The sequence below is a fragment of the Aeribacillus sp. FSL W8-0870 genome (assembly GCF_037963755.1).
Classification (GTDB): domain Bacteria; phylum Bacillota; class Bacilli; order Bacillales; family Aeribacillaceae; genus Aeribacillus; species Aeribacillus composti.
This window is the reverse complement of sequence record NZ_CP150165.1, coordinates 1,318,934-1,339,848: the sequence shown is the minus strand read 5'-3', so window position 1 is coordinate 1,339,848 and position 20,915 is coordinate 1,318,934. Positions and strand designations below refer to the sequence as shown.

Sequence of the window (20,915 nt, the reverse complement as noted above, 5' to 3'; positions counted from 1 at the left end):
AAACGAGTATTTTCTTTACTATGTAACCACCTGTCCCCATTCGCGCATTGTTAGCAAATCGAATGGGAACAGACTCGCAAATCATGTTTCCAGCCTAATCCCACATGTGGCGACAAATACCTTCATAAAGCTTCTTCAGGATTTCTTCTTGATACCCAGCTTTTTTTATTTCCCGCATTTTCTCTTTGATCGGCTGCAATTCTTCGATCGTAACAGTTTCTAGTTTCGCTACTCGGTCATCCGACAGCAAAACCTCTGGAGATGACGCTAAGTAATCTTCTAATTGGAAATGCCATAAATGAATATGCTCCTGATTCCGCTCCTTTAATCGCTGCGCCATTTTTAGTCCTTCAGGATCAAAATCTCCAGAATAATATATTTGACAACCTTCTTGGATGATTAAGTCTATTAACATTAGTGACGCTAGTTTAAATTGCCCATTTGTGCAAATCAGCGGCGGAAAAGCGTCAGGAAATAAATCCAACAAAGCGGAAAATACGCCTGAGTTCTCAACGACAAATACGGTCTGCCCCTTAGCAGGATATGCACGCTTTAACTTCAATATTTCCCGCAATGGCACATTGAGTACTGTATTGGTTTTTACAGCAGAAGCAAACACAGAATGAATTCCCTGTTCCGTTTCTGTCAAAATTCCCGCACATGTCACAAAGTTTAAAATATCTTCCCGTAAAATGCCAAATGATTGCAGGAGCTCATTGACTTCCTCGACTGATGATAAGTCATAGTCTTGATCAGAGTAAAATTGAAGTGCATGAAGAAATACTTTTCCTTGAAACGTATGTAAGTCAAATGCGTGCGGATCTTTTAGCACTTTTTGTGAAAAAATTGAAAGACGTTCATAATCACCTTTTTTCGGCAAATGTTGAAGCGCAGTGCACACATTCTTTAAAACAGTCTCCAAATGTTCCCGATCTTGCGAATAGGCGATATGAATAAAGCGGTTTTGGGGAGCTGATTCAGCTATAAAAGACAGAAGCCTTGCTTGTTCGGGATATTGATGAATAAGGTTTTGAAAAAATTCTTCTTTTTTCTTCCGATCTGTTTCCCTCTTCTCTTGATTGGTTGTAATGTCTTCACCAAAATAATTCTCAAGTAACGTAACGAGCGGTATACCGGCAAAGCGCGTTTTCTCTAATTGTTCGGCAAACATTTTTAATGAAACCGAAGGAGTAGATTCTTGATGAAAATCCTTCCCAAAAAACGCCCCGAGCGCTTCTTTTTCTTCAAAGGAAAAACCGTCTAATTTGACCGTTCCGCCGATTCTCCCGAGTGATTGATATTTCTTTTTCATCAGCAAAAAAAGGCGGTGAAAGCCAGGTTCACCGCGAAAAAACTCAACAGCATCCGCTACTTTTTGTTCCAACATGAACCATCCTTCCTATATGGATGATGTAAAAGTAAATTCTTCGTCCGGATTTGTCGCAAGTCGTTTCACCTTTCCATCCCAATGATAACGTATAACCGTTACGAACGGAGCATTTTTCGGGCGAACTAGCTCGCAAATAGAAAGCGATGGTACCGTGTCGTAGTCTCCCCAAAGCGCCTGAGAGTTCATGATATAGTTAAAACCAAGCTCTTCGACTAAAGCAAACATATCACGAATGTTATTTTCATCAACGCCGGCAAACGCTTCATCTAACGAAATAATATATGGAGCATCCTCTGCAGCCTCTTGATATCGTGAATATGCCGCGGCAAAAAGAGGAATATACATCGCCATCGCCTTTTCTCCGCCGCTAAATTTATAAAACTTTTGGTTCGTTAATTCCCGCTTTGGTTCATTTGTTTTTTGGTAATAAAGCGTAAACGAGAACCACTTTCGGTAATCGAGCACTTCTTTAATGACTTGGTGAAGCGTATTGCCCTGCCCACTTTCTTCAAGCATTTCTCTCGCTCGGTTGATTTTTGAGCGGAAATGCATCGTAACCCGCTGCAAATCTTCTTCCTTTAGCAGCCGCGAATTCATTCGCAACAATTCGACTAAATCTTTCGTGTCCATTTCTTCTTCGGTTTCCGCGGTCTTCGGCTTCCATTGAATTGAAAACGTCAGACCTGAAGAAGTATCACGTTTTTCCATTAATGCGTTCATATCTTTAACCCAGCGTTCGGCACGCTGTATGCGGCTTCGCAATATTCGCCCGATCGTTTTCAAAATAATATCTTCATACAATTCGCGGTCCTGTTCGTTAATATATTCTTTTTGCAGCAATATATCTTTTTCAATCTCTTTTAATACATAATATGGTGTAACGCGTTGTCCTTTGTAGTCTAGTAAAATGATGATACGTCCTGCTTTTTCCTTCAAATCGTTCGCTTTTAGCTCCGATTCCTCATCTAATGAAAGCTCGACGAACGGATTTTGTTTGTTCCAATCGGCAGGTTCCTGTGCCGGACGATATTCGATTAAATTCGGTTGTTCTTGGAAAAATATTCGGTTTAATCGTTCGGTGACAGAAAGTCGTGTATTCTCTTTTAATACAGAACCATATTTCTTGGAAATGTCTATTGCTTTGTCCAAAAGCGAGCCTGTTTCATTTTCGTCAACAAACACTAGCCCTCGTTCCAATTCTTTGGCAAATAGCTCTTCCCATGCTTGGACAAGAACCTTTGCAAATTCCAGTTTTCTCTCTAAACCGTTTATTTTGCTTTTCATGTTTGAAAGTTGATTCCCGATGTCTGCTTGTTTCTTAATTTTCTCAGGAATTTCCGTTTTTAAAAACGTTAGTCGTTCTCGAATCTGTTGAATCTCTTGACGAATATGTTCCGCTCCCATTTTCGTTAACATCAATTCGATATGCTCAAGTTCAAGTGATACTCGCTGTTGTTGATCGAGAAGAACATTGATTTCGCCTTTCGCTTCGTCTATTTCGTTTTGTAATGCTTCAAGCTGATCATTTAGGTTTTTGATCATTTCATCGGTATGCACGATGTTTCCATGCGTAATTTGTACATCATTTAACTCTTTTAAATATGATTTCATATAAGACAAAGCATCTTCGTACCCTTTTTTCGAAAACTTAAGGTCCAGTCCTTCTGTCTTGTTGCGCAAAGTATTTTTCACTTGCTGCCATTTTCGAGCAATTTGACCTAATTTTTCATTTTTCTTTTCTGTTTCTTTTTCTTTGCTCTCTACTTTGAGTTTCGTTTCCTTCCACTGGTCATAGGCATATTTGACATTTTGGTCAGTTGGAAACGATTGAAACCCTTCCGTAATATGGCGAATTCGTTCATCCACTGCCGCGAGCTGCTCTCGTTTTTCTCTTAGTTGAGTGTTTAAAAGCTGTAATTCTTCCTCAAATTGCTGAATTTTCTCAAGACGCAGCCGTTTCCGTGCGGCTCTTCCAATATACTTTGCCTTTTCCCTTTCAGGGGCATGTCCTTTTAAAAGTCCTAGTGAATATTGTCCGGCTTCGTTAATGACAAAATATTCGTTACCTTGCTGTTCGTCCGATACGATTATACTGCGCAATACCGCTTCGATTCGTTCCTTAGTAACACCTGAGTCATTCTCTACATCAGGTTTTAAATAATCCTCTAGCGTGTGTGCCATCATTGCCGGGTTTGGCATGATTACTCGATCATATTGGATATCTAAATCCGCTTCCACAATTAAAGCGTCGAGCAATCCAGCATGATTTAATGTAGATTCGATCCGTTCCCGCAACTCTTCGGACACGTGCTCTTGAAACTCCACCGCCGCATATAACGGAACAAAAGGTATTCCTTTTTCTTTTAGCGACGCCCTTGTTTGCACCGTTTGCATGTCTCGTTCTGGTTCAGGATCTTTTTGTTCCTTCCAATAACGTAATTTTTCTTCCGTTTCACGAATTTCATTTTCTATCAATTTCATTTCATGTTGTTTTTTAATTTTTTCCGCTTTCCACGATTCTAAAGATTGATAATATTGATTCGTAAACGGTTGTTTCACCTCTTCGAAATGATAGCGCTCATATAGCTCATTCAACCTTTGTAAAAATACTTGAAATGCTTCGTCATCCACCTTTATATCCGGATACATTTTGCTCCATTCAAACACGCTTTCCTGCAAACGGGATTTTTCGTCTTCAACCAGTTCATACCATTTTTTCTCTTCATTTTTTAGTTGGTCTAATTCCCTATTTAATTCGCCGAGCTCTTTATACGTTTCTTCATAACGTAATTGAATTTCATCATGTTCTTTCCAAAGTCCGTTAATTTGCTCCAGTCGATCAAAATGTGCATTAGCTTCCCGCTTCCATACGGTAAAATCAAATTCATATTCTCGGTTCCGCTGAAAATCTTCTTCGTTGATTGTATGCTCGGAAAAAGAGCTTTCTAACGCATCGTTCCGCATCATTTCTAACTGTTCTGTTAGCTTTTTCAATAACTGTTCGAAACGTTCTTCATACATGTTTAAGTTTTGTTCAATTTTCCGTTCTTGCTCTCGTTTTTCATCTATAAATCTTTCTTTCTTTTTGAGCTCTTTGTTTACATTCTGCAGTTTTTCCGCTGTTTCATTACGCTTTTCTTCTGCCTGAAACACTTCATGATTGGATAAATCAAGTTCCCGTTTACGCAGCACTTCTTGTTCAATCGATAATTGTTGAGTCTCTTCTTTCAATGTCGCAAGTGTTTCCTCATATTCACGATGTTGTGCGACAAACTGTTTCTTTTCTTCAGCTAACTTTTTAAAGCTTTTTTCCGATTTTACATATTCATTCGCTTTCTCAGCCAACATATACTCATTGTAAGTCGAATAATGCTGGCAAAGATGCTTTAGAGCCTTCTCGTCTTTTTCAAGCTGTTCTAATTGTTGTTTTGCTTGATCCATATTTTCTATCGTTTCTGACAAGTGTCGCAGCTCTTCATCTGTAAGTGCTGGCAGCGAGCTTTCTAATATTTCGTAGATCACAGTTGGCTTAAAATCTTTTGAAAGCTTCGGACTGCGTAATTGAATGAGTAATTCAATCAATTCGTGGAACGCATCAAGCGACTCAAATCGAAAAATATGTTTATTCACTAACTCCATATATTCACGTTGCGAATCAACAACCGTACCGCCTTCACCAATAACAGTGATCAACTCCCGTTTCGTTAAAGGAATTTTTTGCGTCTTCCCGTCTGTCTTTTCTTCTTTATATAAACGCAAGTCTTTGCCGATGCGCCGATTGTCAAAAACGACAAATCCCCAAAAATCCATATTTTTCTGCCGTTTTGCCCGTAAGCCGATACCCGTTGTGATATATTGTTCAGAGTTTTTTCGCTTATATTCTAAAAATAAATAGCCTGTTCGTTCGTCCCTGTCGACGAGTTCTTTTTCCCCAAGCAAGTAATCTTCCATTCTTCTAGCTCGGGAACCGAACGGATCGAGGCGATCAGGACTCTTTTTTCCATCAAGCAGAACCGGAAGAAAACTTTGCATCGTCACCGATTTGCCGGAGCCGTTGCTTCCACGCAATAGAAGTTTTCCGTCTGCGAAATGAAAAAATTCTTCATCATAATACCAAAAATTTAACACTCCCGCTCGATATAACTCCCATTTACTCGTCATCTTCATTCGTTCCTTTCATTAGAAAATCATCAGGATATGTTCCGACTAATCGACCTAAAAGGGGGTAGAGAATAATCATCCCAGTCTCCGCTTCACGTTCTGCCATTTTCCACTCCTTTAATGCACTCAATACTTCATCAGAAAGCTGAGAGATTGTCATGTCGCGGTATGTTTTACTCCATCCTTCGGAAAATTCGTCACGGCATTTTTTTAACAGACCTAAAAAATCATTTGGTGTTAAGCGGATTTGTCCATATTCATCAGGCATGTGAACATCAAGATGCTGGCGAATAATTTTGGAAAAATGAAGAATAATCTCCGAAGTACCTTTTTGATCTGGAAACAGCGTATAGCGGCTTTGACGTTCCGGTAAAGTTAAAAGTGCCGCATTTTTAAAAAGTTCATAGTGATAATCAGTATGTTTTTCAATATCTTCCCGCAAGCGATGGCGAAAGTTTCTTAAATAATAAAAGTCAGGATCGTCTTTTTGTCTTCGATAAATGGCTGGCGATAAAAATAGTTGCCGATATATCCGATGGCGGCGATAGTCTTGCGGGGACGCTTTCCATTCTTCTTCTAAAATCTCCTCTATCGTTTCATATTGAAACAAGTCTTTCGGATATGATCTCATAAAATAGCGGGATACAACGGGAACTTCATAGAGTGCTTCATGGTCTTCTTTATTTGCAAACCCTTCAAGATCCCCATCGACGCGTTTTACGATACCAATTTGCTCCGACGTCCTCAGCACCCGAATGAGCGACTTCCGATGTTGATAATTCGTCCAATCGATTGGCAGTTCCCCGGGATACATCGCTTGAATCTCTTCACATAAATCGGACAGAAGAAATTTCTCATCGACGGCTTTGCTCTCTAAATATGCTAATAAGCAGCAAAACAGGGCATAATCTAATATATCTTGAAAATCTTGAATACCCATCCACGATTCTGGCTCAGCCGGGATTTTCTCGAGCTTTGCAAAATAGCGGTGAATGATTAGCCGATATCCAAACTTTTCTTGCAAGTAACGTTTCAATACTTTTTCACGTTCTCTAATCTTTTGATAAAGCTCTGGTTCCTCTTCCCGGACAATCCAGAAGTTTTCAAACAGGGCTGTCATGGCTTCTTTCGCTTTTTCATCAAACCCTTGCTCCGTCTTTTCCAATGTTACATCTCTCCCTTTTCGAGGACATAAAGTTCATAATTCGGCATCGTAAGTGTACCGTCAGAGGCTTTCAATTGAATCGAGGAAGAGTCCTTTTGCAAGATTTTCACTTTCCACCCGTTTTCCGTTTTTACGACTCCGTCTTGTTTTGTCATTGATTTTGCTATCCAGCTTAACAATGTTTTTCGAATGTGCGGTTCGATCACCGGCAACTCTCGTAATACGATTTTATTGTCTTGAATGAGGTTCTCTAACTCTTCTTTCTCACGTTTTTTCTCCAGCAAAAATTTCACCTTCATCTCCTGTTTCTCTTTTTCATGTGTTTCGATCGCTTCCGGCTTTTTCTTTTCACGGTAATGGCGAACGCGAGGCTTTACCGTCCATTCTGTCGGCTCTTCTTCCCAAATATCGCGATAAAAGTTTTCTGTTGCATCGTTCTCTGTTATGAGATGCTTTGTATGGAAACAGCCGAAAACAACAGAGGATAGTCGGTGGGCATCTACTAAACTCGGAAGCTCGGAAAACCACTTTGCTAAATGGAGAAAATCTTTCTTGCGGCTGCGGAAATTGTGATGACGTTCCCCCAGCCTTTGCACGACCCGGGTCATGCGGCGAATGGCTTCATTCGTTTGGTGCTGAAGAAAATACAATTCACTTTCACGTCCTTCTCTGCCTAAAAACCATTCTTTTAGACCTCTCCACTTTTCGAATAAATCTTCTTCAAGTTGTTCTTTCGTCACTTCCATTTCTTCTAATCGAGGAATCGTCATTTGATAATCAGCAACAATTGCGACTAGTTTGTGAACATCATCTTCTGCGATATCTTCCAACAACTTTTCAATTTTTAACGATGTTTTCTGTAAGGCAACGATGAAATCGCGTAAATATGTCGTAAATTTTTCTTTATATACAAGAAAGGCTTCCGACATCATTCGTTCTTCCGTGTTCTCACTGTTAAGGTAAGCGATGTAATCTGCAGAATTTTGAATGATTTTTTTGAAATAATCGAATGTTTCTTCCCAATTTTGATTAATCTCTTCTCGTTTTTCTTGAAAATCGTTTTGTATAATATTTTCTATCCGAACGAGTGAAGAGTATAAACGGTCAAAACGCGTTTTTTCTAAAGATCCTCCGAATGAATCCCCTAGCTTCTCTAACGTGCGGATCATCCTCTCAATTTCAACCGTGTAAGGACTGCATTGATAACGAAACCGTTTCTTTTTAAATTCTTCGATTGTGCGAATATTCACCGTCTCTTGCCGAGCAATTAAGTTTTTCCATTTGACAAGCTGATCTAAATCCTGCTGGAGATCGTCTTCAGTATAGTTCTGAAACTCCTTATGTTCTTTTAAAAATGCAAATACTTCTTCAGGAAACAAATATTGCCGCATTCGTTCATGCTGCATATAAAAATATCGTAAAATCGCCCGATAGCGATAAGCATTGTCCGTTGCCAAATACTTTGCTTCCGAAATCGGCTTCAGCCATGAAGAATCCATTATGCATCACCTTATAAATTATGTTTTTATTTCTATTGTAATAGATTTGCAGAGAGATTGAGACAAGATTTTGATGGGGATTTTTTTGCTGTTTTGATTTTTTGGGTATATTTCGTTTTTACGATCTGTTTTGTAAGCGTTCGCCAACCATCTCATCCTGTTTGTATGTGCCTCTTTTGTTTTTTTAAATCCTTTCAACACTTTTAATGCTTGTAAATCGGTGTTCCTGCCGTTTTCCGAAATACTCCCGGCAAGCGGTGATCCACGCGGTTCTATCTCCATTGAGAAAACCAGTCCATCATCGGGTCATAGCTGTATTCTTCCATCATAAACCCTTCAAGCCCTTCCTACACCGGCTCATTTCGTCTGATGCACATAGTGACGTTTGTTTACCAAGGGCACTCATGATCGATGTACTTCAACACCTGTTGAAGCAGTTCCCCGAAGGTTTCTTGAATCATCGAAAATAATTCCATTTCGATCTCTTTTAATGTTTGCCCACCTCTCTTTTCTCCTTGTGTTTGGTTTGTGCACTTATCACAATACAGGAAGAGAGTCCTTTTTGCATTTATTTTGCCTTTCCCCCTACCATTTAAGAGAAACTCCTGCTTCTAACGGAAGGATCTTATCTTTCTCCAACAAACATTTTACTCATACAGAGCGAAGATGCATATGAATGCTAATTTAATAAATGTACAATTTTGATTCTCGCATGAATACTGAACTTGAGGGAAAAGAGGATGCATGCGAAATGAACAATCACAAAAGAGATGAAGAGACCAAAACACTTTTTCTTCTTTTGCTCTTCCTCTTTGGCCACAGTGATCATTTTGTGTGTCTCCATGGATTCCTTTAGAAACCGCGTGAGAAGTTCATCCCTTTCCTTTATGTATTTCTGTTGTTGATCTAACCTCATCATGAGTACTTTAGCAGATCGTTTTGTTTGGCACCATCACTTTTAACGTTTGTATATTATCGTTATAACGATCTAATTCCCGTTTTGTCTTCATTTCGCAAACTGCTACGTTTGATTGTCGAACACATGCCATTACTGCTTCTGCCGCTTGTTTCTGGCGTCATATCGCTGCTCTGTTTTATCTCCATAAAACGCTTCAAGAATATAATGTCTTTTCTAAATAGCCTCGCTCCCACCCGCGTCTTGCTTGGAGAATGAGAGCATACTTTCTTAAAGCAGATTCCTTCATTCTTAACTAGGTACACACGTCTCTCGGTTCAATCAATATTAGTCCTTCGTCTATATCACTAGTCAAAACACCGATACATTCTGTTATAACACTGTTATATAATCATTCTATTGATGTTTCGGCATACCCTGCAAACGACAAAATAATGGGAATGTATAGCGGAAAAAATATTGAAGCTTTAACAAACTTTAAGATCATGACGTGATACAATCATGAGTGTGACGGTATAAAACAAAGGGAAAGGGAGAAGAAGATGGAATCAGATGCAGTAAAACAGGAGCGATGATTAGTTTAAAAAAAGCTGACAAAAAAGCTAAACTAGACAAATGGTATCCCAATAAGATCACATTAGCTAATGAATGGATTGAGAATGAGCAAACGCAAATGAAACGACTGATCGTTCAAGGGGCCATTTTCACTTGTGAACTCGGGGAAAATATCGGCACAGAGCAAAACGGAGAACGACCGATGCTTGTCCTTTCTAATGACAGAATTAACCGTACATCCGTTAATGTTAAGATAGCTCCTTTGACTACAAAGTTAAAAACCAAAATTATAACAGACCGGAAAGGAAAAACAAAGGTATCGCCAAAACTTGCGACACATTATTTTCTCAAAAAGGAAGTCTATCCGTTTTTAACGCAGACTTCCGCCGTAAAGGTGGAAGAATTAACGACAGTCAACAAAGTAAGACTAAAGCAACATATCGGCAATATAAACAAGGATGATTTAAATAAGATTATGAACCGTGTAAAATGGGTATTTAATCTGTAACGTACTTACAACGTATTGACAGTGTATTAATCATGTATTGACATTTCCCAAGATTTTTCTATACTTAGAATACAAAATAAGTTGTCTGTCTCGTCACAGACCTTTTCACACGTGAAAAAACGTGGATTCGTTTGTGTTTTCTAACGGAGAGGAGCCTAAATGGTTCCTCTCCTTGCATAATATCAGCAAAAAGCTCATAACTTAATGATAAGTTGCCTGCCGCGTCGCAGGCCATTTCACCCCGTCAGCGGGGGATTCATGTTTTTTGCCCCAGTACTTAGGTGCTGGGGGTTAATGTATTTATTGGAGAAGATTTCTCTCGAAGAAAATCTACATAAAGGTCTGCGATGTTGAATGATTCCGCATCAAAGCGGCTGAATGACTTGTGTAATTCAACATAATTAATGTACGTGTTCACTTACAAGGGGTAGAAAAGAGCATCCGTTGATTTTGCTGCCAGCTGCCTAATAAATAGAAAAAGGTATTTTTGCCCAGCAGATCAACGAACAAGAACAATACAAAGGGCAATAAGTTAAAATTTCTTTGTTATATACAAGAAAGACTTCTAACATCAATTCGTTTTTCCGTGTTCTTTAATGTTAAGGTAAGCGATATCATCCGCACAATTTGAAATCATCGAACGTTTACTCTCAAATTTGATTCATCACTTCCAGTTTTTGTTCATAATCAGTTTTTCAAATATTTCTATTCAAACGATTAAAGAATAGAAGCCGTCAATACACATCTTCTAAAGCCCCTCCAAGTGAATCTCCTGCTTCTCAACGTGTGAAGCATCTGTTCAATTTCTTTATACCTTCCTATGGTATAATGTAGTAAGTTTTTTGATCATGAAAGGAGACGAAATGAATTTTGCAGACAAACCATGATTTATTTTCCATAGAAGATGTCGAGCAATTTATTAATAGTCATCATTTGGCATTTTTATATATATCCAAAACAAATTGCAGTGTTTGTCATGCTTTGCTGCCAAAGGTGGAAAAAGTGCTGGCTGAGTTTCCAAAGATTCAAATGGGCTTTATCAACGTCGATGATATTCCGAGCATAGCCGGTCACTTATCCATATTTACCGCACCTGTTTTAATTTTGTATGTCGATGGAAAAGAGGTTTTGCGAGAAGCGAGGTTTGTTCATGTTGAGCAGTTTAAGGAGAAAGTGAAGAAAATTTATTTTTTAGCGGAGCAATCGTAACTTGTTTGCGGGTGAAGGCACCTTTTGGCTGAGACGTTTCACAGAGGCGGAATGCTAACTAATGTATTCCATGAGCGGAGTCTTCTACACATAGGGGCTGTCTAATAAGTCGATTTTCCGGCTTATAGACGCCCCTTTAATATTTTAGAAACGTTGATATATCAATGCTTATGATGTTTCATTTTCAGTGGATTTTGACTTTCTGGACAGCCCCAAAAAATGTTCTTGTTCTAAAAGGGAATGAGCCTGCTTAAAGTTAGACTGGATCATCAAACGAAAGCAAACTTGCCAACGCCGCAAGAAAAATCTCCAATGATAAAAATGAGGTCTGGAATAAAAAGAGATGTTTAGTTTTTTCATGGAAAATCTAAATGTTTTGCCAACCGTAAAATCTATCTTGATGGCGGTTGAAATAACGGAATGCATGCGCGGTACATTCCGTTTCTTTTCTTCATTTTATGTTGAATTTAACTTAAAATCAGACACAGATGCTTCCGAAGGTCTGAGACACTTGAGTAGAAGCTACTTCAAACAAGTCCGCTTCTTAGAGAAAGTCCTCCCCCATAATCATCTGAACAAAAAACTGCAGCTTAGCAATTAAACATTCACATTAAGTTTCAAAATTACATCAAATATAGTGCTTGTTCGTTATTTCGCTGCTTCTAACAATAGATCCACAATATGAACAGCTTTTACATCCTTTAATCCTTCTCTTTCAATTCCTAGCTTCATTTGCATGAAACATCCTGGATTAGCTGTTACTATTGTAGTGGCTTTGGTTTTTTTCATTTTTTCCATTTTCTGATCTAAAATTTCCATGGATGTTTTCGGTTCGACAATGTTATAAATGCCTGCAGAGCCGCAGCAGCTATCGGCATTTTCCATTTCTGTGAATGTTACTCCTTTAATTGAACGAAGCAATTCTCTAGGAGCTTTTGACGTTTTCATGACGTTTCTCAGGTGACAGGAATCTTGATATGTGACGACTTGTTCAGGAAGTGAAAGGCGAAATTGTTTGTGAAAATCAAGCTCATATAAAATGGACGTAATGTCTTTTATTTTTGCAACAAATTTTTCAGCGCGCTCTGACCATTGCGGATCATCTTTTAATAAGTGATCATATTCAATCAAGAAAGCGCCGCAGCCACCTGCGTTTGTTATAATATAATCTACTTCGTTTTTTCCAAACGCTTCAATATTTTGTTTTGCTAATTCTTTCGCTAGTTCTTTTTCTCCGCTATGACCGTGCAAAGCTCCGCAGCATGCTTGTGTTTTAGGAATAACAATTTCACACCCGGCTTTTTGCAATAATTGAATGGTTGCATGATTTGTTTCGAGAAACAACGTGTCCATTAAACATCCGGAAAAGAAAGCAACAGTTGCTTTTTTCTCTCCTTTTGGCGGGAAATATTCAGATCGCTGTTTCAGTGTCTTTCTCTCAGGAACATCAGGTAATATTTTTTCCATTTCCCGGAGATGATATGGAAACAGTTTCATAAATCCTATTTTACGTGCCGCTTTTTGAAGTCCAGATTTTTGATAAAATCCAACTAAGCTAGTTATGTTGATTAAATTACTTTTTTTAGGAAATAGTTGTTTAAAAACTACATTTCGAACTGCCCGCGCAGGTAAAGAATGCTTTTTATTTTGGTTAATTATGTCTCTTGCTTCTTCTAATAAATGTCCATAATTCACACCCGATGGACAAACCGGCTCACACGCACGACATCCTAAACACAAGTTTAAAGACTTTTCAAATTCATCATCCGGTTGAAGGACCCCATCATAAACTGCCTTCATTAAGGCAATTCTTCCTCTTGGTGATTGGCTTTCTTTATATCCAGACACAATGTAAGTTGGGCAAGATGGCAAACAAAAACCGCATCTCATACAATTTAACAGCTCATCTTCGTCCATGCGTTCCTTGAAATCTCTTTGGATATTTTGCTTTTCTGATTCTGTCATCATTTTGAGATCACCACTCGTTTTCGTGTATCCTTTGCAAATAATTTCCCAGGATTCATAATATTGTTTGGATCCAATGCAGCTTTGATCGACTTCATCACATCGATGCCAGATTTTCCTAGCTTCCATTCTAAATAAGGCGCTTTCATGGCTCCTACTCCATGTTCTCCAGTAATTGTTCCTCCCAGTTCAATGGCCTTTGCAAATATTTCAGCAAAAGCTTTTTCCACCCGTTCCATCTCATCTTTCTTCCGAATATCTGTCGTGCAGGTAGGATGAAGGTTTCCGTCTCCCGCATGACCAAACGTGCATATTTTTACGTTATGTTTTGCGGCTATTTCATTAATGGCTTTGACCATTTTGGCAATTTCTGATCTTGGTACAGTCGCATCTTCTAAAATAGTAGTTGGTGCTAGTCTGGCTAAGGCGGACAAAGCGGTGCGTCTCGCTGTTCGTAAAGCTTCAGCTTCTTCTTCTGACTGGGCAATTTGTACAGATACGGCGTTTTCACTCCTGCATATTTCTTCCATGACCTTCATATCTTTACTCACATTTTCAGGCGTTCCATCTTGTTCAATCAGTAATACGGCTTGAACGTCTGTTGGCAGTCCGATTTGTGAATAGTCCTCCACTACTTTTAGCGTCGGCTGATCTAAAAACTCTAAAGTTGCCGGAATTACTTTATTGGCAATAATTTTCGATACGGAACGCGCAGCAGCTTCTAAATCTTGAAATAAAGCAAGCATTGTCTTTTTTGATTCAGGCAGTGGGATCAGCTTTAATGTCGCTTCTGTAATCACTCCTAACGTTCCTTCAGAACCTATAAATAAGCGTGTTAAATCATACCCTGCCACATCTTTCGCTAGCTTTCCTCCTGTTCGAACAATTTCCCCATTAGGAAGAACCGCCTCTAGCCCCAGCACATAATCACGAGTTACTCCATATTTCAGTCCTCTTAATCCTCCAGAATTTTCGTTAATATTTCCCCCAATTGTAGATATTTTCATTGAGCTTGGGTCTGGTGGATAAAACAAACCTTTTTGTTCCACCGCATGGATTAAATCAAGTGTGATAACTCCCGGTTGACATGTGACGGTTAAGTTTTCCTCATCGATCTCTAAAATTTTGTTCATATGTTTAAATAGAAGAACGATTCCTCCTTCAACAGGACAAGTGCCGGCGCATAAGTTCGTACCAGAGCCCCGCGGAACAATCGGTATTTTATTTTCATTACATAATTGCAATATTTTAGATACTTCCTCTGTATTTCTAGGCGAAACGACCGCATCCGGAATCGATTGAAAATTTGGAGTCGCATCATACGAATATACTAACCTTTCAACTTCCGAATCTTCAAAATTTTCTTCTCCTACAATATTTATGAATTCCCTCTTTATATCAGGAGCAATCATTCAAACCCCTCACTTTTATTCTTTTCGTTTTATTATAAAGAATGAGAGTCATATTATCTATGTATGATGATATAATTAACATACCAAAAATGCCTATTTTATTGTCTTTTTAACCAAAAGGGTGGTGATACGAGTTGCAATTATCCCCAAAGCTGGCTGCTAAAATTATTTCAGAGGTTCAGGACGTAGTCAAAGAGGATATTATATTAGTTGATATTAATGGGATCATCATATCCTCCACTGATGAGAGTCGGATCGGCTCTTTTCATGAAGGAGCTACGATTGTTATTAAGTCCAAACAAAAGCTTTACATTGATCAAATCAAAGCACAAGTGCTGAAAGGAGTCAAAGCAGGAATCAATATGCCCATTATGTTTCATAAGAAGGTAATTGGAGTGATCGGAATAACTGGCGAACCGAAACAAGTGGAGCCTTATGCGGACTTAATTAGAAGAATGACAGAGCTCATTATACAAGAAGCATATTATACTGAAAGAAACGAATGGGAAATAAGAGGAATAGAATCGTATCTTTATGAATGGATCAATGCTTCATCTGTGGATAAAGATTTTTTAGAGCGCGGGTTTATGTTAGGCATTCCTGTGTATGACACTCATGTTTGCACACTCATGGAATTGGAGATACACACATTAAATAATTACGATATTCATCGAATTCAAAAAGAAATTATAGAATTGTTTTATTCTATCTTCGGGAAAGAAAAACATTTTATTGTTCGATGGGGGCAAGAGCGCTTTTTAGTATTAAAAAAGATGGATGCTTCTTATAAACAAAATTATTTTTACAGTCAGTTAAACGATTTAAAAAAAAGATTCGAAAACAGATACAAAAGCACTTTAGCTATTGGCATAGGAAAAACAGCTTGCAAACACATGATCAATAAATCTTTTAAAGAAGCACAAAAAGCATTAAAGGTAGCGCGAAAAAATAAAGGCATTGTATTTTATGAGGATCTTATATTAGAAATCATCTTGGATGATATCCCAACAGAGATGCAAAAGGATTTTTTGAAGCGAACCATTCATATGATGGAAAAAGATCAAATTCTAATCGAAACGTTACAACACTATATGAACAATAATCAATCGATCAAAAGAACGGCAGAGGAAATGAATATCCATATTAATACACTGCACTACCGTTTAAATAAAATCGAAGAGCTGACAGGAATTAACCCAAAAACAACAGAAGGAATTGTCATATTTTATATATCGTTACTGTTATTAAATTCTTTAAACCGTTAAGTCCGTATAATTTGATCGAAACGGGAGTGAATGAAAAAAGACAATCGGCAAATGTTGTTCGGGGAGACGACCGGCAGGAAAACTTTGGGATTGCTGCCATACACCAAGCATTAATTCCATAGTGTCTTTCAATGGGCAATTTCCTTTTAGACAAGTAATTAAGAACTGCTCTAAATGTGGAGAACGTCTGGACACATGTTTGACATTCCAATGATTTTCTCTAACTGTCTCATTTGAACGTCACTCAAAATCATCCTCATTGGATTTCCTCCGCTTACATCTTGGATTCGATGATAAACGTATTTTTCCTGATGAAACAAAAAATCCCGAATATCGAACTTTTTTCAAGTATCCGATATTCGGGTTGCATTTTCAAATACATCAGCCCTTTTATGTTTTAAACAGCAGACTTTTCTCTTACATTCAACAATTTAAAGAATTCTCTCATGAATCCCGGTAAATCCGGCCAAGCGTGGCCCGATACAATGTTCCCATCCACATGAAGCATTTTTTCCACATAAGTAGCGCCTGCTGCTTCCACTTCTGGTCTACAAGCAGTGTAAGCTGTCATCTCTCTTCCTTTGATATATTCTCTTACAGTTGTTAAGACTAATTGTCCATGACAGATCACCCCAAGAGGTTTATTTTCTTTTAAAAAGTGAGCAGCAATTTCCTGAACCTTTGGATTCATACGAATATATTCAGGCGCACGCCCTCCTGGTATAATTAATCCATCATAGTCGGCAGGATTAATCTCATCTACTGATGCATGAGATTCGATTTTATATGCCCATTTTTCTGTAAAAGTCTCCATTTCAGGAAGGAAATCATGGACAACCGTCTGGAGCTTCTTTTTAACAGGTGAGGCAATTGTACAATTAATATTTTCTTCAATACAACGATAATAAGGATAAAACACTTCTAATGCTTCAGCAGCATCGCCAGTAATAATAAGAACATTTTTACTCATCTTACATCACCTTTCCTTTTATTATGAAATTATTTGTACGCTGTAAAAATTATGAATCATTTTGCCAAACTGCCTTCATAAGCAGCAGACAAATTATATCGTGCCTCCAACAATCCCCGGCAATAATGCGCATTAAACTCCATGCTCAACCTTGTCAGCTTGGCGCCTTTCAAGTAATCTGAAAACTCTTCTTCAGTCAATGGTTTCCCTTCTGGAGTTGTTATGGCAAATGTACTTGAGTGATGGAATACTTTTTTCTTCTCCAAATATTTTTCTCTTAACAGCCTCCCCTCTTCAGGCAGGGACAGTTCATTCAGTTCTTGTAGAGATAAAGACGTAATTTCTTCCTTTGACATTCCTATTTTTAGTAGATATTTCATCAGTTTCTCTTGCCTTGCATAGTAGGCTTTTATATCAAAAGTTTTGCGCAATTCTTCAAGATCTCCGTCAGATACATTATGGAAGACTTCGCGAAACGATTTTCCTGCTGATGCTCCGTGATTAATTTCATCGGATGCGCAATGATCGAGTAAATGAACTTGAACCGTTTTTACCCATTCAATCTCAGATACATATTTCCTTATATCTTCAGCCATGATGTAGGCAAAGTTAGGAGAGCACCAATAAGTTGGAAGGCGAAAGACTACTTTAACATGATTATCCTTCACTAGGACTTGATCGATAAATCCCAACTCTGTTAACGACTGATCCAGTTCAGGATCATACACTTTTTCAAGCATGCTATATACTTGCTTTTCTTTATCCATTACCTCGCTTTCACCTCCCTTTTAAGTCTTTTTATCAACTATTCTCTATTCGTCACGCTATCCGTTTGGATAATTGACAATTTTTTAATTTTTCTTTTTGTTTTTCGATATCAATGTTATATAATCTCGCTGCATTTCCTGCTAAAATCTTTTTCTTCACTTCCAAATCAAATGTAACTCCAGTCTCTTCTTGTATATCCTCTGGAAGCTCAAATTCAAGAAACTTTTCAATGATCCATTTCGGTTCCCATATAGCATAGTCACTTCCAAAAATGATTCGGTCTTCATCAAGCCAATACAACAATTCACTTATAATGTGAGCAAAATAACGAGGTCGATCATGAATTAAAGCAATGGCAACTGCCAAACCTGCATAGACATTTTTCTCTTGTGTAGCAATCCAGCAAAAATCTTCTAATCTTGGAAGCCCTACATGTTCGACAATAAAGTTCAGTTCAGGGAAACAGCTTGCTGCATCATCAACATCTGCTACGTCAAATGCATCCCGATTTAAAGGAGTGATCGTCGGCCCCTTATGAATGTGTATGTTTCTTATCCCCAGTTCTTGACATTTTTCAAGATATCTTTTTGACCAATCATCAGATAGTTTATAGCCCTTTGAATTACCATACCAATCAGCTGTATATAACTTGACCCCTTGCCAGTTGTATTTTTCTTTGTTTTCTTCTAATTTTTCTAAGCCTCGTTCGCCATGCCGGGGATCGAATGTTCCATTGCAAATAAAACGATTAGGGTACTTTTTTGAAAGCTCCTCATTTGCATCAAAATTACCAAAGCCATTTTTATAAAACTCTTTTAGAAAAACTGGCTGAAAAATCGCCATATCCACATATCCTTCCATAAACACGTCATTCACAAGTTTTTCTGGAGAATACTTTACAAACTCATCTTTCGGCCACCAATATTCTTTCGGACTTAGATTTTTGTGATAATCATAAAAACAACTAATAAATTGTTCTCCGTGGATATTCAATTGATTCTCCTTGCTTCCATCCCATAAGGCAATGTGTGCATCAATAATAAAAATTTCTTCACCATTAGATGCTTTAAACAATTTCATTCCCCCTCACATGAGATTAATTAAATAATTGAAAACGCTATCATTTTTCACGAATATCCATTGATGTTTATCAGGTAATAATACTTTATTTTCTTTTTATTCAGAAAATTTTAATCAAATTATACTTGGTTCATCCTCAATTTGATATATACACTTAAACAAAAAAACAACCATTTCGCCAGCAATTTTTTGGGTGATTAAACAAATTTTTTATAATCAAAAACAGACAGCGAAACAGCGTTTAAATCAAATGCACCAAATCCTTATCCTGTGAACGATGGCGTAATAAATCTCATCTCCTTCGGCCATTGCATAAACGATGACCCAATACGGTCACGCTCTAAAATTCCGCAATTTTTCATTCCTAATTGTTTTAATAATATCCCCATTCCAATCCCGACAGAACCCGCTCCTACGATTAGAATAAAAGGGTTCATCTCTTTTCCACTCCTTGAAAATAGTAAAAACTATACCATCTAAAACGGAATTTGTGAATGGATAATCTTTTTTCCATTTATAAAAGCATTGTGCACATTGATTTCAAGCTTCCAGAAATTGTTCATGATGTGTATTGTACGATTGTTTTGTAGAAGAAATTTCTCTGAAGTACTTTTTGGCAGCTATGGATGGATTGCACCAACCGTTCTGCTTTTGTGTATATCGTTTAATATTCGGCTTGCGGCATTCTAAATCAATACTCCCACAGTTTATTTTGCATTTACGAAAAAAATATGTTTAAATATTATATAAATCGTAATGATTACGATTTATATAAATTAGTTTTCAATTATCTCGAACCAATCTGAGGTTAAAGAAAAACTTTAATTGTTGAAAGGAAGATGGCAATGGATAAAAAAATACCTGTGACCGTTTTAAGCGGCTACTTAGGAGCAGGGAAAACTACCATTCTGAATCATATTTTACAAAATCGCCAAGGGCTCAAGGTAGCCGTTATTGTGAACGATATGAGCGAGGTCAATATTGATGCTGAATTAGTCAAACAAGGCGGAGAGCTTTCAAGAACTGAGGAGAAGCTAGTCGAAATGTCAAACGGATGTATTTGCTGTACATTAAGGGAAGATCTATTAATCGAAGTAGAAAGGCTCGCTAAACAAGGAAATATCGATTATATCATTATTGAATCGACTGGAATTAGTGAGCCAATCCCAGTTGCTCAGACTTTTTCATATATTGATGAAGAACTAGGAATCGATCTGACGCGCTTTTGTCGATTGGATACGATGGTGACGGTTGTAGATGCCAATCGATTCTGGAAGGATTACCAGTCAGGTGATCGGCTTATTAGATAGAAAGCAAGCGTTAAGTGAAGACGATACTCGTGAAATCGCAGACCTTCTTATTGACCAAATTGAATTTTGCGATGTGCTCATCTTGAATAAGTGTGACTTGGTGTCTGAAGAAGAATTGGCAAAGCTGGAAAAGGTATTAAAAACATTGCAGCCAAAAGCGAAACTTATTCGTACTGTCAAAGGTGAGATTGATCCTCGAGAGATTTTAAACACTGGACTATTCAATTTTGAGGAAGCAAGCTCTTCAGCAGGATGGATCAAGGAGTTAGAGCAAGGGCATGATCAGCATACACCGGAAACTGAAGAGTATGGAATTTCTTCCTTTGTTTATTCAAGACGTTTGCCTTTCCATTCCGAGCGCTTTTACAATTGGCTTCACTCCATGCCCGAAAATATTGTAAGGGCAAAGGGAATTGCATGGTGCGCAACTAGAAATAACCTTGCCCTTTTGATGTCTCAGGCAGGACCTTCTGTTAGTATTGAACCGATCTCTTATTGGGTCGCTTCTTTGCCGAAAGAAGAGCAGCAGCAAATTTTAAAAGAAAACCCTCATTTGCTGGACGAGTGGGATGATCAGTTCGGAGATCGGCAAACAGAATTAGTATTTATTGGAATGGATTTACGCCCTGAAGAAATTATAAAGGAATTGGATAAATGTTTACTAACCGACGCTGAGTTTGATCAAGACTGGTCTACTCTTCCAGATCCATTCCCTTGGAATTTACAAAAAGTGTAACTGGAG

12 protein-coding genes and 3 pseudogenes are annotated in these 20,915 nt (G+C 38.0%); 4 read left to right on the top strand and 11 right to left on the bottom strand.

The window, feature by feature from the left end; genetic code table 11:
- Positions 1-94: 94 nt before the first annotated feature.
- The 5 genes from NSU02_RS06480 to NSU02_RS06460 all read right to left on the bottom strand — a co-directional run bounded on the left by NSU02_RS06480 (position 95) and on the right by NSU02_RS06460 (position 9,264).
- Positions 95-1,387 carry a TIGR02679 family protein gene (locus tag NSU02_RS06480; RefSeq protein WP_339194830.1) on the bottom strand — a complete coding sequence of 431 codons (1,293 nt, stop codon included), beginning with the start codon at positions 1,385-1,387 and terminating at the stop codon, positions 95-97.
- Positions 1,388-1,399: 12 nt separating this feature from the next.
- The gene (locus NSU02_RS06475; RefSeq protein ID WP_339194827.1) at positions 1,400-5,551 is read right to left on the bottom strand and encodes a TIGR02680 family protein; all 4,152 of its coding nucleotides are present in this window, start codon (positions 5,549-5,551) and stop codon (positions 1,400-1,402) included.
- Positions 5,541-6,671: a TIGR02678 family protein gene (locus NSU02_RS06470; protein WP_117017513.1), complete on the bottom strand. Its 1,131-nt coding sequence runs from the start codon at positions 6,669-6,671 to the stop codon at positions 5,541-5,543. Before NSU02_RS06470 ends, NSU02_RS06475 begins: the two co-directional genes overlap by 11 nt.
- Before the next feature lie 47 nt (positions 6,672-6,718).
- Positions 6,719-8,215, bottom strand: a complete 1,497-nt coding sequence (locus NSU02_RS06465) for a TIGR02677 family protein (protein ID WP_339194824.1) — start codon at positions 8,213-8,215, stop codon at positions 6,719-6,721.
- Positions 8,216-9,141: 926 nt separating this feature from the next.
- Positions 9,142-9,264 (bottom strand): hypothetical protein, encoded by a 123-nt coding sequence (locus NSU02_RS06460; protein ID WP_261308773.1) that lies wholly within the window; start codon positions 9,262-9,264, stop codon positions 9,142-9,144.
- Positions 9,265-9,673: 409 nt separating this feature from the next.
- Between NSU02_RS06460 and NSU02_RS06455 the strand changes: the two are divergent.
- A pseudogene (locus NSU02_RS06455) lies at positions 9,674-10,194 on the top strand (type II toxin-antitoxin system PemK/MazF family toxin).
- An 870-nt stretch (positions 10,195-11,064) separates the two neighbouring features.
- Positions 11,065-11,403, top strand: coding sequence for a thioredoxin family protein (locus NSU02_RS06450; protein WP_144597540.1), 339 nt, complete (start codon positions 11,065-11,067; stop codon positions 11,401-11,403).
- Positions 11,404-12,051: 648 nt separating this feature from the next.
- Here the strand turns inward: NSU02_RS06450 and NSU02_RS06445 are convergent.
- On the bottom strand, positions 12,052-13,368 hold the full coding sequence (locus NSU02_RS06445) for a (Fe-S)-binding protein (protein WP_339195704.1): 1,317 nt from the start codon (positions 13,366-13,368) through the stop codon (positions 12,052-12,054).
- Positions 13,368-14,780: a glycolate oxidase subunit GlcD gene (gene glcD / locus NSU02_RS06440; RefSeq protein ID WP_063386437.1), complete on the bottom strand. Its 1,413-nt coding sequence runs from the start codon at positions 14,778-14,780 to the stop codon at positions 13,368-13,370. Before glcD ends, NSU02_RS06445 begins: the two co-directional genes overlap by 1 nt.
- 134 nt (positions 14,781-14,914) lie before the next feature.
- Between glcD and NSU02_RS06435 the strand changes: the two genes are divergently transcribed.
- Positions 14,915-16,045 (top strand): sugar diacid recognition domain-containing protein, encoded by a 1,131-nt coding sequence (locus NSU02_RS06435; protein WP_339194820.1) that lies wholly within the window; start codon positions 14,915-14,917, stop codon positions 16,043-16,045.
- 397 nt (positions 16,046-16,442) lie between these two features.
- Here NSU02_RS06435 and NSU02_RS06430 read toward each other — a convergent pair whose 3' ends face one another.
- The 4 genes and pseudogenes from NSU02_RS06430 to NSU02_RS06415 form a co-directional block, all read right to left on the bottom strand.
- Complete coding sequence (locus tag NSU02_RS06430) at positions 16,443-17,015, bottom strand: DJ-1/PfpI family protein (protein ID WP_063386439.1); 573 nt, start codon at positions 17,013-17,015, stop codon at positions 16,443-16,445.
- A gap of 56 nt (positions 17,016-17,071) precedes the next feature.
- Complete coding sequence (locus NSU02_RS06425; RefSeq protein WP_339194818.1) at positions 17,072-17,782, bottom strand: iron-sulfur cluster assembly protein; 711 nt, start codon at positions 17,780-17,782, stop codon at positions 17,072-17,074.
- A 52-nt stretch (positions 17,783-17,834) separates the two neighbouring features.
- On the bottom strand, positions 17,835-18,863 hold the full coding sequence (locus NSU02_RS06420; RefSeq protein WP_235600398.1) for an amidohydrolase family protein: 1,029 nt from the start codon (positions 18,861-18,863) through the stop codon (positions 17,835-17,837).
- 266 nt (positions 18,864-19,129) lie between these two features.
- Positions 19,130-19,300: pseudogene (locus NSU02_RS06415) on the bottom strand (NAD(P)-binding domain-containing protein); the annotation flags it as partial.
- 408 nt (positions 19,301-19,708) lie between these two features.
- On the opposite strand from NSU02_RS06415, the pseudogene NSU02_RS06410 reads away from it, so the two are divergent.
- Positions 19,709-20,909: pseudogene (locus NSU02_RS06410) on the top strand (GTP-binding protein).
- Positions 20,910-20,915 lie beyond the last annotated feature (6 nt).

Excerpts from the sequence above, each read along its gene's own strand:
- NSU02_RS06480 (WP_339194830.1), bottom strand. The coding sequence starts at position 1,387 with ATGTTGGAACAAAAAGTAGCGGATGCTGTTGAGTTTTTTCGCGGTGAA.
- NSU02_RS06475 (WP_339194827.1), bottom strand. The coding sequence starts at position 5,551 with ATGACGAGTAAATGGGAGTTATATCGAGCGGGAGTGTTAAATTTTTGG.
- NSU02_RS06470 (WP_117017513.1), bottom strand. The coding sequence starts at position 6,671 with ATGACAGCCCTGTTTGAAAACTTCTGGATTGTCCGGGAAGAGGAACCA.
- NSU02_RS06465 (WP_339194824.1), bottom strand. The coding sequence starts at position 8,215 with ATGGATTCTTCATGGCTGAAGCCGATTTCGGAAGCAAAGTATTTGGCA.
- NSU02_RS06460 (WP_261308773.1), bottom strand. The coding sequence starts at position 9,264 with ATGGCATGTGTTCGACAATCAAACGTAGCAGTTTGCGAAATGAAGACA.
- NSU02_RS06445 (WP_339195704.1), bottom strand. The coding sequence starts at position 13,368 with ATGACAGAATCAGAAAAGCAAAATATCCAAAGAGATTTCAAGGAACGC.
- glcD (WP_063386437.1), bottom strand. The coding sequence starts at position 14,780 with ATGATTGCTCCTGATATAAAGAGGGAATTCATAAATATTGTAGGAGAA.
- NSU02_RS06430 (WP_063386439.1), bottom strand. The coding sequence starts at position 17,015 with ATGAGTAAAAATGTTCTTATTATTACTGGCGATGCTGCTGAAGCATTA.
- NSU02_RS06425 (WP_339194818.1), bottom strand. The coding sequence starts at position 17,782 with ATGGATAAAGAAAAGCAAGTATATAGCATGCTTGAAAAAGTGTATGAT.
- NSU02_RS06420 (WP_235600398.1), bottom strand. The coding sequence starts at position 18,863 with ATGAAATTGTTTAAAGCATCTAATGGTGAAGAAATTTTTATTATTGAT.